The organism is Mycobacterium lentiflavum, from assembly GCF_022374895.2.
GTDB lineage: Bacteria > Actinomycetota > Actinomycetes > Mycobacteriales > Mycobacteriaceae > Mycobacterium > Mycobacterium lentiflavum.
The window spans coordinates 329,133-343,746 of sequence record NZ_CP092423.2 but is presented as its reverse complement, the minus strand read 5'-3'; the positions used below and the strand labels follow the sequence as shown (position 1 = coordinate 343,746).

Below are 14,614 nucleotides of genomic sequence, written 5' to 3'. Positions count from 1 at the left end.
GACCCCCGAGCTAGTGTGTCAAAACAGCTTGCGCGCCAACTTCAGGGCCCGGTCGGTGTAGGGCGGGTAGGTGAAGCTGGACAGGTCGGGCCGCGTCGGCTTGGTCATCACCGACTTGCGGTGACTGAACTCCTCGAAGCCCCACTTGCCGTGGTAGGCACCCATTCCCGACGCGCCGACCCCGCCGAACGGGAGCTTGGCCGTCGACACCTGGAAGGCGAGGTGGTTGACCACCAGCCCACCGGCCGGGACCTCCCGGATCACCTTTTCCCGCACCTCACGCGACTTGGTGAACAGGTACGCCGACAGCGGCTTTGGCCGCGAGTTGACGAAACGTATTGCCTCGTCCAGGGATTGGACGGTGACCACCGGAAGCAGCGGTCCGAAGATCTCGTTCGTCATCAGCGGGCCGTCCTGATCGGGATCGACGACGACCGTCGGCTCGATGCGCAGGGTCGACTCGTCACAGCCGCCGCCGAGGCTTACCGTGCCGCCCGAGCCCTTGAGGTACCCGCTGAGCCGGTCGAATTGGCGCTGATTGGCCACCCGCATCCCGGCCGGCCCCTGGGACCGGAATTTCGTGATGGCTTCGCCGATCTTGCTGACCAGCTCGTCGCGGACCGTCGCGTCGACCAGCAGGTAGTCGGGGGCGACGCAGGTCTGCCCGCCGTTGAGTAGTTTGATCCAGGCGATCCGTTTGGCGGCGACGTCGATGTCGGCATCGGCCGCGACGATCACCGGACTCTTGCCGCCGAGCTCCAGCGTGCACGGCGTCAGGTGCGGCGCCGCGCCTTCGTAGACCTTGCGGCCGATCTCGGTGCCGCCGGTGAACATCACCCGGTCCAGACCCTGGGCGATCAGCTCCTGGCTCACCGCGCCGTCGCCTTCGACCACCGCGATCGCGTCGTTGTCGAGGTACCGGGGCACCAGCTCGGCCATCAAGTGCGACGACGCGGCGGCGATTTCCGAGGGCTTGAGCACCACGGCATTGCCGGCGGCGATCGCGCCGACCGCCGGACCCAAGGTCAAGTAGAACGGGTAGTTCCAGGCGCCGATGATCAGCACGGTGCCGTAGGGCTCGTATTGGATCCAGCCGCGGCCGGGAAGTTGAGCCGCCTCGAGGAACGCGTACTTGCGTTTCGTCCACTTGTGCAACTTCTTGGCCGCGTACTTCGCTTCGCCGATGGTGCCGGCGGTGTCGCCGATGAATGCCTCGAACGGGTGGCGGTCGAGGTCTTCGGCCAGCGCGGCGTTGATCGCGGCGTCGTTGTCTTCCATCAACTTCGCCAGCTGCAGCAGCTGACGTTTGCGCCACTGGACGTCACGGGTGCGCCCGGAGGCGAAGGTCTGGCGCAGCCGGGCCACCGTGGCGGGGATATCGGCGGCTTGAGCCGAAGCCCCGTTGGTGGACTCGGATGTCTTGCGTGCAACCGATTCGGTGGTCATCGCTGTCTTTCCTCTCTCGCACCTTCCCGGAGAGGCCCACGACTGTGCGCGCGGACACATACGGGCGATAACCGCGATCCTAACCATCCGGTCGGTTGGGAAGTACAGGAAGCTCCAGCAGATGCGGCCGAATACCGAGTCGACAGCCCATCCTTGCCGGAGCTCATCCGGCTAATCGCCTGGTCAGCCCTTGGTTGCGGTGACGAAGGTGTTGGCGAACGGCCGGGCTTCGTTTTGCGGTTCGCGACCCAGCCGGGTGGCCTCCTCGCGTGCATTGACCGTCTGCACCGTCCAGCCGTGGGTGGCGAACCATTCGCCGCAGTCGGGCCGGCCCTCGTCTTCGAACCAGAGGTCGAACGGGTTGAACGAGGTGTCCTGGCCGCGCGCCTCGCGCTTGGCCTTCAGCTCGGCCCACCGCTGTTCGGCTTCGCGGCGCTTCTCGGCGTCGACCCCGAAATTCTCGACGGCTACCCGGCTGCCCGATCCGCTCAGCGCGTCGATCGAGACGAACAGCGCTTCTTGCGCGGCCGCCGGAAGGAACGGCAGCAGCCCCTCGGCCAGCCACGCGGTCGGCTGGCTCAAGTCATAGCCCGCCTCGCGCAACGCCTTCGGCCAGTCGTGGCGCAGATCGACGGGGACGGGGCGCCGCACGGCGACGGGCGTCGAGCCCGCGAGCGTCTCGGCCTTGTACTCGAGCACCTTGGGCAGGTCGATCTCGTAGACCGTCGTGGCGGCGGGCCAGTCCAGCCGGTACGCGCGCGAATCCAATCCGGCGGCCACGATCACCGCCTGCCGAATTCCCGCGGCGGCCGCGGCCGCGAAGTACGCATCAAAGAAATGCGTACGCACGGCCTGATAGTTGATCATCTCCTGGGCGCGAACCGCGCCGTCGGGATCGTCGTCCTCGGCCCCGGCCCACCACGCCGTCACCTGCTCGCGCACGCCCTCGAGTGCCGGCGTGGATACCAGCGGCTCGGCGAACTCGTCGCGGATCAGCGGATCTGCGCTGGCGGTCTCGGCGGCACGGGCCAACGCGACCATCACCGCGGTCGCCCCGACGCTGGTGGCGATGTCCCAGGAGTCGTCTGCCGTGCGTGCCATTACAACCGCTCCCCAATCACGAAGTTGGAAAAGATGTCCTGATCGTCGGCCAGCGGGTGACTGTCGTTCCAACGACCGAGCCTGCGCCTCTCGTCCGTCGATCGCCGCAGCTCGGCGCACCAGCCGTGCCCGTCCAGCCAGTCCGCGACGTCTGCCCGATGCTCATCGAAATACATCAGTTCCCCGGCATCGGGGTTGGGCACCAGACCGATCTGGTCGGCCAACTTGCTCACCCGGTCGTGCACGTGTGTGCGCCGCTCTTGGGCTCGCGCGGGTGCGGTTTCGACCGAGACCCGGCTTCCGGACGCGCTCAGCTCGCCGATCTGGGTGAACAACCGGTCCTGCGCCTCGGCGGGCAGATACATCAACAGTCCCTCGGCCAGCCACGCCGTGGCCGCGGACGGGTCGAAGCCTGCGGCGCGCAGCGCCGACGGCCAATCCTGCCGCAGGTCGATGCCCACCTCACGGCGATCCGTCGACGGGCCCACCCCGTTTTCGGCCAGCGTCGTGGCCTTATAGGCCAGCACCTCGGGCTGGTCGACCTCGTAGATCGCGGTACCGTCGGGCCAGTCCAGGCGGTAGGCGCGGGAGTCCAGTCCGGACGCCAGGATTACCACCTGCCGAATTCCGGCGGCCACGGCATCCGCGAGATAGCGGTCGAAGAAGTGCGTCCGCACCGCCACGTAACCGCGAATGTGCGCGAGATCGGCCACCAACTCCGCGTCGAGCGCTTCCACCTTGGCCGCGACGGCCGGGTCGAGCATGGCTCCCCACAGCACCCCGACGCCGGCGTTGGTGACCAGCAGTCTGGCGTACGGGTCATGGATCAGCGCATCAGGTTGTTCGGTTTCGACAGCTCGCGCTGCGGCTATCGTCACCGCCGTCGAGCCGACGCTGGTAGCGATGTCCCACGTGTCGTCCGCACGGCGAGGCATGGCTGGGACTTAACTTGCCGCCGGTTACAACCGCTCCGCTATCACGAAATCGGAGAACGAATCCTTGTCGTCGTCCAGCTCGACACTGGCAACCCGGCGGCCCACTCGCTCCATCTCGTCGAGTGAGTTCTGCGCCGTGGCGCGCCAGCCGTGGTGATTCAGCCACTCCGCGACGTCCGCCCGATTCTCGTCGCGGTACATCAGCTCGCCGACGTCGACGCTTTGCTCGATGCCGATCTCGTCGGCGACCTTCTTGAATCGTTCCCGCATCTGTTCCCGCCGCTCATCGGAGTGCGTGGGCGCGGTTTCGGCCGAGACGCGGCTGCCCGCCGGGCTCAGCTCGCCGATCTGGGTGAACAACTTGTCCTGCGCGTCGGCGGGCAGGTACATCAGCAACCCCTCGGCCAGCCAAGCGGTGCGCTGAGACGGGTCGAAGCCGGCGGCGCGCAGCGCGGCCGGCCAGTCCTCGCGCAGGTCGATGGCCACCTCACGACGATCGGCGGACGGGGTGGCACCGCTTTCGGCTAGCGTGGCGGACTTGTAGTCCAGCACCTGGGGCTGGTCGATTTCGTAGACGGTGGTGCCCGCCGGCCAGTCCAGCCGGTAGGCCCGCGAATCCAGTCCCGACGCCAGGATCACGATCTGGCGGATCCCGGCGGCGACGGCGTCGGCGAAGTACGCGTCGAAGAAGTGCGTCCGCACGGCCTGATAGCCGCGCATGTGGTGGATGCGGGCGGCGGATTCTTCGTCGATGGCTTCGATCTTGGCGACGACCTCGGGGTCGAGCATGGCCTCCCAGATGATCTCGGCCCCGGCGTTGTTCACCAGCAGCCGGGCGTAGGGGTCGTGGATCAGCGCGTCGGGCTGCTCGGTTTCGATGGCCCGAGCGGCGGCCACCATGACCGCGGTGCTCCCGACGCTGGTCTTGATGTCCCAGGTGTCGTCATGTGTGCGAAGTGAACTCATCGGCGTGCTCCAGGTCTTGTCGGTCGGGTCAGTGCGATGGTCCGGCGAAGCGCGCACGCAGCAGGGCGCTGCGGACGGCATCGTCGGCCAGGTCTTCGGGGACCGCGCGGCCCAGGCGGGCCATCTCCTCGCGGTTGTTCACGACGTTCACCTGCCAGCCGTGGTGGGTCAGCCACTCGGCGGCATCAGTTCGGTCGGGCTCGTGGAAGGTCAGCGCCTGGACGTTGACGTCCAGGCCGAGCCGGTCCCGCATCCGCTGCCAGCGGTTGGTATTGCTGCTCGCGTTTACGCCGAACACCTCGATGGCGACTTGGCTCCCGGGCACGCTGAGCTCGGTGAACATCTCGAAAAGCCGGTCCTGCGCGTCGCTGGGCAGATAGGGCAACAGCCCCTCGGCCAACCATGCCGTGGGTTGGGTGCGGTCGAATCCGGCCGCCGTCAGCGCCGCCGGCCAGTCGTCGCGCAGATCCACCGCGACCGCGTGCCGGCTGGCGGTGGGCACGTGCGATTCCAGAATCTTGCCCTTGTACTCCAGCACCTGCGGCTGGTCGATCTCGTAGACCGCGGTCCCGGCGGGCCAGTCGAGCCGGTAGGCCCGCGAGTCCAGGCCCGCGGCCAAAATCACCACCTGCCGGATTCCGTCGCGGGTGGCGTCGGCGAAATAGTCGTCGAAGAAGTGGGTGCGGACGGCCTGGTAGTCGATGCCGAGGCGATGCCCCCGCTGGCCCTGCTCGTCGCCGTCCAGCCAGGCCAGCTCGGGGTCGGTCAGCCGGGCCCACGCCGGTCCGGCCGGCGAGACCAGTTTCCGGGCGAAATCGTCACGAATCAGCGGGTTGGCTCCGGCGGTCTCCGCGGCGCGCGCGGCCGCGACACCCAATGCGGTGGCGCCGACGAGCTCGGTGATGGCCCACGAATCCCCCGCGGTTCGGAGCGAGGGCGGTAACGGTGGCTGCAACGAGGAGGAGTCGTCGAGATCAGTCATTTCCGGGCCATGCTACCCGAAAAAGTTAGTTAGCCTATACGCTTTGTGCGCGATCTCACTCACACCCGACCGGGCTCAGTCCCGCCCCTTGAACAGCGCGCCCTCCAGCAACTGGCCCAGCATTCCGGTGACGGCCTGCATCTCCTGGTAGCTCCGGACATAGCCGGCATAGAACCCGGCGCCGCACAGCACCACCAAGAGCGTCTCGATCAACGCATTGGCATCGATAGGGATGGCGAACTCCCCCTGCGCTATTGCGTCATTGATCACCCGCGTTAAGAAGTCTCGACAAATCCTTATCGCGTCGTTTTCTGCTTGGCTCAATTCGGGGTGGCGCTGGGATTCCAGAATCGAGCCGATCAGAAACGCCGAGGCCGCAGGATGTTCGGAATTTGTTGCCACGGCCGCCGAGATGAACCCGGTCAGCCGGGCCATCAGGGTCGTCTCGCGGTCCGCCTGGGCGATACCGGCCCCGAACAGCAGTTCGCTGGTTTCGCTCAGCACCTCTCGATACAACACACGCTTGCTGGAAAAGTAGTGGTTGATGGCCGGCCGGGTGAGATCGGCACGCACCGCGATGGCCTGGAACGTGGCTCCCTCGTAACCACGTTCGCTGAACACCAAGCGACCGGCGCGCAAGATTCTCTTGCGCGTCTCGTCCGCCTTCGCGGCGGGTGGACGGCCCGGCCGGCGCCTCGCCGTTGACGGCACCGTTAGAGTGTGCCACCCGTTCGGGTAGGCATTAAAGCATTTGGCGGAATGTTGCCGAACTTACCCGCTTGGTAGTCCTCGAGCGCTTCGATCAATTCCGCGCGCGAGTTCATCACAAATGGCCCGTAGTGGAAAACCGGCTCGCGAATCGGTTGTCCGCCCAGCAGTAACACATCAATTGCTGAGGTCGACGACGATTGCTGGCTCGAGTCAGCCGTTACGGTGATCCGGTCGCCGGGCCCGAGCACCACTAGTTGGCCCTGGTGAATCGGATGACCGACCGGGCCGACAGACCCACTGCCGGACAACACATAAACCAGCGCGTTGAAATCACGCCGCCACGGAATGTTGAGCCGAGCCCCGTTTTGAATTGTGGCGTGCGCCAGTGTGATTGGTGTGTGCGTGACGCCCGGACCGCCCTGACCGTCGATCTCACCGGCGATGATGCGCAGCAATGCTCCGCCGTCGTCGGAGGCGAGCAGCCCGGCGTCGATGCCTTCGATGGACTGATACCTGGGCGCTGCGAACTTGTCCCTTTTCGGCAAGTTCACCCAGAGCTGGACGCCGTGGAACAGACCGCCTCTTTCGACCAATTCAGCCGGCGGGGTCTCGATGTGCAGGATTCCGGACCCTGCCGTCATCCACTGCGTCGCGCCGTCGGTGATCAGCCCACCGCCGCCGTGGGAATCCTGGTGCGCGAACTTGCCGTCGATCAGGTAGGTGACGGTTTCGAAGCCGCGGTGCGGGTGCCAGTCGGTACCCCGCGGCTCTCCAGGCTCGTAGTCCACCTCGCCCATCTGGTCCATGTGCACAAACGGGTCCAGGGCGGCGGCACTGACGCCGGCGAAGGCCCGCACGACGGGGAACCCTTCGCCCTCGTATCCGCGCGGTCCCGTGGTGATCGAGCGGACGGGGCGTTCGGTGTCTTGCGGGGTGGCCGCGCTGACGCGGGGCAACGTCAATGTGTCCGCGGTAATGGCAGGCATATCAACCTCCTTCATCCAGAACTACCCATATAACCGGACCGCAGTCCGATTATTCCGCTCTGTCATAGGATGGCGCAGTGGAGCCGACGCAGGACGACCCCCAGCCCGCTGTCGCTCCTGCCGCGGCCGCCGGCGGGCGATTCGGGGCATCGATCAGAAATGCGGGCTACCTGCCCAAGTGGTTCGCGCTGGGCATCACGATCGGCGTGATCTCGGGCCTGGGCGCGGTGGTGTTCTATCTGGCTCTGAAATACGCCGGCGACTTCCTGCTCGGCTACCTGGCTGACTACCGCATCCCGACGCCACTGGGCGAGGGCGGCAGCCACGGCTCGGCCGGCTTCACGCGTCCGTGGGCGATTCCGCTGGTCACGACGGCCGGGGCGCTGGTGTCGGCGGTACTGGTGGCCAAACTCGCGCCGGAGGCCACCGGGCACGGCACCGACGAAGCCATCGAAGCGGTGCACACCGATCCCCGCGCGATCCGCTTCCGGGCGGTGCTGGTGAAGATGGTCGCCAGCGCGTTGACGATCGGCTCGGGCGGGTCGGGTGGCCGCGAAGGCCCGACGGCACAGATCTCGGCCGGCTTCTGCTCGCTGCTGACCCGGCGCCTCGGCCTGTCCGACGAGGACGGCCGGATCGCCGTGGCGCTGGGCATCGGTGCGGGTATCGGCGCGATCTTCGCCGCGCCACTGGGCGGGGCGGTGCTGGCCGCCTCGATCACCTACCGCGACGACTTCGACTATCGCTGCCTGTTGCCCGGATTCATCACCTCGGGGACGGCGTACGCGGTGCTCGGTGCGTTCCTGGGCTTCGACCCGCTGTTCGGCTATATCGACGCCGAGTACCGCTTCGAAAAACCAGGGCCGCTGCTGTGGTTCGTGGTGATCGGTCTAATCGCCGCGGCCGTCGGCTATCTGTACGCCTGGACCTTTCACGCCGCGGTCCGGCTCACCCGCCGGCTGCCGGGCGGACCGGTGCTCAAGCCAGCGGCGGGCGGCCTGCTAGTCGGGCTGCTAGGCCTGCTGATTCCCCAAATCCTGAGCAGCGGCTACGGCTGGGCCCAGCTGGCGGCCGACCGCACGGCGCTGCTGGGGATTCCACTCTGGATCATCCTCGTCCTGCCGCTGGCCAAGATCGTCGCGACGTCGCTGTCGATCGGCACCGGGGGCTCCGGCGGGCTGTTCGGGCCCGGGATCGTGATCGGCGCCTTCGTCGGCGCCGCCATCTGGCGCCTTGGCGAGCTGGCCGCGCTGCCCGGCATACCCAACGGACCGGGCATCTTCGTCGTGGTCGGCATGATGAGCTGCTTCGGCAGCGTCGCCCGCGCCCCGCTGGCCGTCATGATCATGGTCGCGGAGATGACCGGCTCCTTCTCGGTGGTGCCCGGAGCCATCATCGCGGTGGGGATCGCGTCGTTGCTGATGTCGCGCACCAACGTCACGATCTACGAGGCGCAGCGACTCAACCGAGAAGCCGCCGAAGCCGAGCGCGCGCACAAAGTCGCGACCGACTAGCCGCCCTACGACTTCTTACGCCGCGCGGTGTCCGCCGCACCCTTTTCCGTCTTCTTGCCCCCGTGGGTCAGCGTGCCGCCCGCGCTCTCGAGATGCGCACGGACAAACCACTGGAACTTCTCCAGCGGCCCGGCCTGGCCGATCAACATGTCCTGGGTGACCTGGTCGAGTTCTTCTGTCTCGTCGATGGCTTCGCGGATGTCTTCGATCACGCCGTTGTAGACCAGATCCAGCGCCGCCAGGTGGGCCTGGACAGTGTCTCGGCCGACCGAATAGTCGTCCCAAGACCGGTCCCGAATGATGGCGCCCGGAGTTCCTTCCGGCGAAGCACCCAGGGCCGCAATGCGTTCGGCGACGTCATCGGCGAAACCGCGCACCGTTTCCACCTGGGGATCGATCATCTCGTGCACCCCAATGAAGTTGGGGCCCACAACATTCCAGTGAATGTGCTTCAGCGTCAAATGCAGATCGTTGTACGTACTCAGTTGCTTCTGCAATAACTCGGCCAGCCGCGCACCCTGCTTGTCGCTCAATCCCGGAATGGTGAACTGCGTCATCGATCGCTCCCTGCGTTTCGTAGCCGTCAATATGACGACGGGTACCCGATGACCCAGCTCGAAAACACCGGCTGGTCAGAGGGCGTGGATTTGCTGGACCGGCAGTCGCGCGCCGCGGCGCGGCTCGTAGGCCAGTCCGCTGGCATAAAGCACACAGACCACCCGGTGGCGGTGCGGACGCATCGGCTCCAGCAGTTCGAGCATGCCCTCGTCATCGACCGGGTGGCCCAGCAGCGTCCAGCCGATCATCTTCGGGATGTGGTAATCCCCGACCGAGACGGCATCGGCATCGCCGAACGCCCGTTGCGCGGTCTCGGCGGCCGTCCACTCCCCGACTCCCGGCAGCGACGTCAGCGCTTCGCGCACCTGCGCCGCCGACCGTGCCGCCAGCCGTTCCAGCGAGGGCGCCCGGCGCGCACACGTCACGACGGTCTGGGCCCGTCGCGGATCAACGTTGGCGCGATGGAATTCCCACGACGGGATGTTTCGCCAGACCTCGGCCGACGGCAGTACGCGCAGGCCGGCCGGCGCCGGCCCGGGTGCCGGCGTGCCGTACTTGGACACCAGCTTCCGCCACGAGGAGAACGCGTCGGCGCCGGGCACCCGCTGCTCGATGATCGCCGGGATCAGCGCCTCGAGCACCTGCCCGGTACGGCCCAGGCGCAGGTGCGGGACGCGTTCATGTGCCGCGGCAACCGTCGGGTGCGTCGGTGTGAAGCCCGAGGCGTCGTCGTCCGCGCCGAGCAGGGCGGGCAGCCGCTCGAGAAACTCCTCGGCGCCGCCGCCCCAGGCCTCGCAGCGCGCCGCGTCGGCGGCCGCGCGGCTGATGCGCGCGGTGACCGGCCCGCTGGGCAGCAGGCTGGTGCGCCAGATGGCGGCATCACCCGGCAGGCGAAAGCAGGGATCCCGGGGGCCGCGGCGAAGGGGCGCCAGGGTGTGCCCGAAGCTGACCGCCCCGGGAAACGTCACCGTTCGCGTGCTCGTCACCGACGACTCCGGATTTCCACTCTCATTGACCGCCCACTACCTGCCAAGACACTATTGCGATGTGATGACGCCGTTCGACGCTCCCAATGCCGAGTTGGCCTGGATGTTCCTCCAGAGTCTGAGCGAAGGCGGCGACCTCGACGAGGGCTTCGCGTTGCTCAGCGACGACTTCAGCTACTGGAGCCTGTTCACCCGGGAGTCCTACGACAAGGAAGCCCTGCGCCGCGTGACCGACCGGCGCAAGCAGTCCGTCGAGCTCACGATCGATTTGCTTCGCTGCATCAATGAAGGCGAAACCGTCGTCGTAGAGGCGTATGCCACTGGCACCAATTCCAACGGCGAGCAGTACGACACCCCGTTCGTATGCATCTTCGAGACCAGCGACGGGCTGATCATCTCGATGCGCGAGTACAGCGACACCCGGGCCTACGCCAAGCTGTTGGGCGGGTGACCTATTCGGCGGTGACGCTGATGTCGGCCTTGGTCGGGTAAAACGCGACGTGCCCGGCGATCTCGGCGACCGCGGGGTACGGCTGTTCGTAGGTCCAGATCACATCCTCGACGGTGTCGCCGGCCGAAGTCGTGACGGCGTAGTAGCTCGCGTCGCCCTTGAATGGGCAGTAGCTGACGGTCTCGGTGCGGGTCAACCGGTCCTGGGCCACGTCGGCCAGCGGAATGTATTGCACCCCAGGGATTGTCGCTTCCCGCAATTCGAGCGCCGCAGTGGTGTCCGCGACGAGCTCGCCGTTGACGCGGACCTGGACACGTCCCTTGGTGGGGCTGATGGTGATTGGGTGCCCCGCGTTGGGTTCCAAGATTTCCTTGTGGGCCATGCTGTTCCTCCTCAGACGTATGACTGCAACACCGTCGGGCGGTCAAGACTTCCCGAGCCTATTCGGGTTGTGCGGCCGTTCGAGGGGTGCGCATCGCGGCCCAGAACCGGGCGGCCTCGCGAATCGATTCCTCGACCGGGCGCGGCTCCCAGCCCAGCTCCCGCTTCGCCTTGCTGCTGTCCACCGGCGCTTCGGCGCGCATCATCCGCACCGACGCGAGGCTCAGTTGGGCGTCGGTGCCGGTGAGTTTGGCCTTCAAGCTGCCCGCGGCGGCGAGTGCGTAGAGCATCGGGACGGAGATCGCCCGTTGCGGCGGTGGGACGCCGGCCTCGTCGGCCGCGATCCGGATCGAATCGTTGAGCGCCATCATCTTCTCGGAAACGAGGTAACGCTCTCCGATCCGGCCGCGCTCGGCGGCCAGGATCATGGCCCGGGCCGCGTCGTCGACGCCGACGACTTCCAGCTCAATGCCGTTCATCAGGAAGGGGAGTTTGCCGAAGACCGCGCCCGCGATGAAGGCACCATGCGGGGTCGCGCCCCAGTCGCCGTCGCCGTAGGTCGTGGACACGCACATCGCGACCGCGGGCAACCCGGCATCGGCGACGTAGCGCATCACCAGGTTTTCGGCCTGGACCCGGGATTGCACGTAGGGAGTCAGCCCGCGCGAGGCGATCACGTCGTCTTCGGTCGCCACGTGACCGTGCCGTCGGCCCACGGTCGCGTAGGTGCTGGTGAAGATGAACCGGCGCAGGGGCTGCTTGACGGCGACGTCGAGGACGTTGCGCAGCCCCTCGACGTTGGTGCGAAACAGCGGCGCGGGGTCCCGCAGCCAGGCGCGGGTGTCGACCACGCAGTAGTACACGTCGTCGACACCGTCCATCGCCTCGCGCAGCGTGGTGGTATCGAAGACGTCGCCATAGAAACGTGGGCAGCGGGTGCCGTCGAGATCGTCGATGGAGCGGGTGTTCGCGCCTTCGCGCACCATCACCCGCACCTCATGGTTTTCCTGGTTTGCATGGGCACCGTTGGCGACGAGCTGGCGGGTCACATGCGAGCCGAGAAAACCGTTGGCGCCTATGACCAACGTGGGGCCAAGTTTGGGCTTAACGCTCACTGCCCGCCGCCGTACTGCGCCATGAACTCCGCGCCCGCCTCGTCCAGGGTGCCGAGTTCGGCCGCCTTGCGGCACCATTTCAGCGTGGCCTGCACGAAGCGCAGCGGGTTGTAGATGTCTTCCTGCTGACGCCACAGCCCGTCGCCGGCGTAGGTGATGATCGAAATGTTCGTCGCGCCGATGACGGTGCCGTCCCCGGGATCGCGCATCGGGTTGTCGAGCTCCATGATGATGCGCCCGGTCGGCTCGTCGATCACCGACCACAGCGACGGAAAGGCAACCATGTGGCTGCCCGGAAAGCTGCCCATGGTGCGACTGATCCACGTACGCACCTCGTCGCGGCCGTGCCAGGTGCCCGCCGCGTGCTCGATGTACAAGACATCGGGCGTGTAGTGCTTCACCCAGGCGTCCCAGTCATGCGATCGCGCGGCCGCATCGACGGTCGCCTCGAATTGCGCGAACGCATCGGCGAGTTCGCTCCGGGAGAATCGCGGGCTGTTCACGCGAAAACTAGAACACGTTCTACCGTGATTTGTCGAGAGCTTTGCCTCGCGGGTGTACGAGGGGACGAACATCAGGATAATCGGAGGGAGATTGCGGCCATTCGGCCCGAGCGAAATGAGGCAATGACATGACCGACACGCAGAAGGCGATTCTCGCCGGCGGCTGCTTCTGGGGCATGCAGGACCTGATCCGCAAACAGCCCGGCGTGGTCTCGACCCGCGTCGGGTACACCGGCGGCGACGTGCCCAACGCGACCTACCGCAACCACGGCTCGCACGCCGAGGCCATCGAGATCGTCTACGACCCGACTGCCACCGACTACCGCACGCTGCTGGAGTTCTTCTTCCAAATCCACGATCCGACAACGAAAGATCGCCAGGGCAACGACCGCGGCACCAGCTACCGGTCGGCGATCTTCTACGTCGACGACGACCAGAAGCGGATCGCGCTGGACACCATCGCCGACGTCGAGGCCTCGGGGCTGTGGCCGGGCAAGGTCGTGACCGAGGTCAGTCCCGCCGGCGACTTCTGGGAGGCAGAGCCCGAACACCAGGATTACCTGGAGCGCTACCCCAGCGGATACACCTGCCACTACATCCGCCCCGGCTGGAAGTTGCCACGGCGCGCGACCGCTTAGCGCCGTCGCACCACCACCCGGCCGCCGTCCTTCGGGACGAACGCGACGCCGCGGCAATGCCAGCGCTCGTCCGGGGCATCCGTGGTTTCAATGGTCAAGTGCTGCAACACCGTTCGAAGCACGACGTCCATCTCCATGTTGGCGAACGCCGCCCCGACACAACGACGGGTACCCCCGCCGAACGGAATCCAGGACAGCGCTGAGGGTTTGGTTCCGATGTAGCGGTGCGGATCGAAACGATCGGGATCGGGGAACACGTCGGGGTTGCCGTGGATCTGCCCGATGCCGACGATGATCGAATCGCCACGTGGAATGACCCACTCGCCAAGCTGGAAGGTCTCGGGATAGACGTGGCGACCGGCGAGGTCGATCACCGTCCTGGCCCGTTGGACCTCCAGGATGGTGGCCTGCCGTAGCTCGTTGCCATCGCCGTTGGCCTCCTCGACGAGCTGCGCCAGCAGCGCAGGGTGCCGGCTGATCCGCTCGAATGCCCACGCCAGCGTGGACGCGGTGGTCTCGTGCCCGGCCGCCAGCAGGGTAAGCAGCTCGTCGCCAATGTCCTTGTGCGACATGGCCGAACCATCTTCATAGGTGCTGCGCAGCAGCAGTGCGAGCACGTCGGCACGATCGGCGAAGTTCGGGTCGACCCGCTCGGCCGCGATCAGCTTCTCGATGATGTTGTCGTACTGGCACCGCCAGTCGTCCAGCCGGCGCCAGGGGCTGAGCCGGCCATAGTTGCGCTTCGGCTTGGGTAGCGGCGCCAGGCGCGACCCCAGGGTGACCCACGGCGGGATGAGCCGGCGCAGCTCGTCGAGCTCGGCGCCGTCGGCCCCGAAAACCGCGCGCAGGATGGCGTTGAGCGTGATCCGCATCGTCGCCGGCAGCGTGGCGAACGGCCGGCCCTCCGGCCAGTCGGCGATCTCCCGCAATGCCTCTTCTTCGATGATGCTCTCGTACTTTTTCATGCTCTTGCCGTGGAACGGCGGTGCCAACAGCCGTCGCCGTTGGCGATGTTGATCGCCCTCCAGCGCGAAGACCGAGCCCGTGCCGAACAGCCTGCCCAGGTTGGGCTGGATGTTGCCAAGCTCGTCGGGGCTGGTGGTGAAGATCTGCTTGGCCAGCTGTGGGTCGCTGACCGCGACGGCGCGGCCGTACATCGGGAGATTGAGCGTGAAGACGTTGCCGTAGCGGCGTGACAGTCGTTGCATCATCAATCGTCGCGACATCGCAAAGCCCAAACCCTGCACCATCTTTGGCGCCCGCGCCGCCGGGGGCAATCGGACTGCGGAGGCCGGCGGTGCGGCGGTGACCAGTTCGCTCATGGCGCTACGTCTCCCAACG

Annotated in this window: 16 protein-coding genes; 3 read left to right on the top strand and 13 right to left on the bottom strand. The window is 66.8% G+C overall.

The genetic code is table 11. The features are described from left to right. Positions 1-18: 18 nt before the first annotated feature. The 7 genes from MJO58_RS01665 to MJO58_RS01635 form a co-directional block, all read right to left on the bottom strand. Entirely contained in the window at positions 19-1,446 is a 1,428-nt protein-coding gene (locus tag MJO58_RS01665) for an aldehyde dehydrogenase family protein (protein ID WP_239721826.1), read from the bottom strand. A gap of 183 nt (positions 1,447-1,629) precedes the next feature. Then, positions 1,630-2,547 carry an SAM-dependent methyltransferase gene (locus MJO58_RS01660; RefSeq protein ID WP_239721825.1) on the bottom strand — a complete coding sequence of 306 codons (918 nt, stop codon included), beginning with the start codon at positions 2,545-2,547 and terminating at the stop codon, positions 1,630-1,632. Further along, complete coding sequence (locus MJO58_RS01655) at positions 2,547-3,482, bottom strand: class I SAM-dependent methyltransferase (protein ID WP_239721824.1); 936 nt, start codon at positions 3,480-3,482, stop codon at positions 2,547-2,549. The genes MJO58_RS01660 and MJO58_RS01655 overlap by 1 nt, the downstream gene beginning before the upstream one ends. A 24-nt stretch (positions 3,483-3,506) precedes the next feature. Further along, positions 3,507-4,448, bottom strand: coding sequence for a class I SAM-dependent methyltransferase (locus MJO58_RS01650; RefSeq protein WP_239721823.1), 942 nt, complete (start codon positions 4,446-4,448; stop codon positions 3,507-3,509). A 28-nt stretch (positions 4,449-4,476) separates the two neighbouring features. Beyond that, positions 4,477-5,430, bottom strand: a complete 954-nt coding sequence (locus MJO58_RS01645) for a class I SAM-dependent methyltransferase (RefSeq protein WP_239721822.1) — start codon at positions 5,428-5,430, stop codon at positions 4,477-4,479. Between the two features lie 75 nt (positions 5,431-5,505). Continuing rightward, positions 5,506-6,141 carry a TetR/AcrR family transcriptional regulator gene (locus MJO58_RS01640; RefSeq protein WP_090598437.1) on the bottom strand — a complete coding sequence of 212 codons (636 nt, stop codon included), beginning with the start codon at positions 6,139-6,141 and terminating at the stop codon, positions 5,506-5,508. A 2-nt stretch (positions 6,142-6,143) separates the two neighbouring features. After that, positions 6,144-7,127: a pirin family protein gene (locus tag MJO58_RS01635; RefSeq protein ID WP_090598435.1), complete on the bottom strand. Its 984-nt coding sequence runs from the start codon at positions 7,125-7,127 to the stop codon at positions 6,144-6,146. Between the two features lie 77 nt (positions 7,128-7,204). Between MJO58_RS01635 and MJO58_RS01630 the strand changes: the two genes are divergently transcribed. Further along, positions 7,205-8,641 carry a chloride channel protein gene (locus tag MJO58_RS01630; protein WP_239721821.1) on the top strand — a complete coding sequence of 479 codons (1,437 nt, stop codon included), beginning with the start codon at positions 7,205-7,207 and terminating at the stop codon, positions 8,639-8,641. 5 nt (positions 8,642-8,646) lie between these two features. Here the strand turns inward: MJO58_RS01630 and MJO58_RS01625 are convergent, their stop codons facing one another. After that, positions 8,647-9,198: a Dps family protein gene (locus tag MJO58_RS01625; RefSeq protein ID WP_090598432.1), complete on the bottom strand. Its 552-nt coding sequence runs from the start codon at positions 9,196-9,198 to the stop codon at positions 8,647-8,649. A gap of 75 nt (positions 9,199-9,273) precedes the next feature. Further along, positions 9,274-10,185 (bottom strand): DNA-3-methyladenine glycosylase family protein, encoded by a 912-nt coding sequence (locus tag MJO58_RS01620; RefSeq protein ID WP_090598430.1) that lies wholly within the window; start codon positions 10,183-10,185, stop codon positions 9,274-9,276. Between the two features lie 64 nt (positions 10,186-10,249). Between MJO58_RS01620 and MJO58_RS01615 the strand changes: the two genes are divergently transcribed. After that, the gene (locus MJO58_RS01615) at positions 10,250-10,636 is read left to right on the top strand and encodes a nuclear transport factor 2 family protein (RefSeq protein WP_239721820.1); all 387 of its coding nucleotides are present in this window, start codon (positions 10,250-10,252) and stop codon (positions 10,634-10,636) included. Position 10,637: 1 nt separating this feature from the next. Here MJO58_RS01615 and MJO58_RS01610 read toward each other — a convergent pair whose 3' ends face one another. From MJO58_RS01610 to MJO58_RS01600, 3 genes are read right to left on the bottom strand one after another with little or no spacing between them, the layout of a single operon-like run. Further along, positions 10,638-11,018 (bottom strand): DUF427 domain-containing protein, encoded by a 381-nt coding sequence (locus MJO58_RS01610; protein ID WP_090598429.1) that lies wholly within the window; start codon positions 11,016-11,018, stop codon positions 10,638-10,640. A gap of 58 nt (positions 11,019-11,076) precedes the next feature. Continuing rightward, on the bottom strand, positions 11,077-12,132 hold the full coding sequence (locus MJO58_RS01605; protein ID WP_239721819.1) for an NAD-dependent epimerase/dehydratase family protein: 1,056 nt from the start codon (positions 12,130-12,132) through the stop codon (positions 11,077-11,079). Beyond that, positions 12,129-12,635: a nuclear transport factor 2 family protein gene (locus MJO58_RS01600; RefSeq protein ID WP_090598425.1), complete on the bottom strand. Its 507-nt coding sequence runs from the start codon at positions 12,633-12,635 to the stop codon at positions 12,129-12,131. The genes MJO58_RS01605 and MJO58_RS01600 overlap by 4 nt, the downstream gene beginning before the upstream one ends. A gap of 128 nt (positions 12,636-12,763) precedes the next feature. On the opposite strand from MJO58_RS01600, the gene msrA reads away from it, so the two are divergent. Continuing rightward, positions 12,764-13,273, top strand: coding sequence for a peptide-methionine (S)-S-oxide reductase MsrA (msrA, locus tag MJO58_RS01595; protein WP_239721818.1), 510 nt, complete (start codon positions 12,764-12,766; stop codon positions 13,271-13,273). Here msrA and MJO58_RS01590 read toward each other — a convergent pair. Then, positions 13,270-14,595: a cytochrome P450 gene (locus MJO58_RS01590; protein WP_239721817.1), complete on the bottom strand. Its 1,326-nt coding sequence runs from the start codon at positions 14,593-14,595 to the stop codon at positions 13,270-13,272. The two genes, msrA and MJO58_RS01590, sit on opposite strands and share 4 nt — an antisense overlap. Positions 14,596-14,614 lie beyond the last annotated feature (19 nt).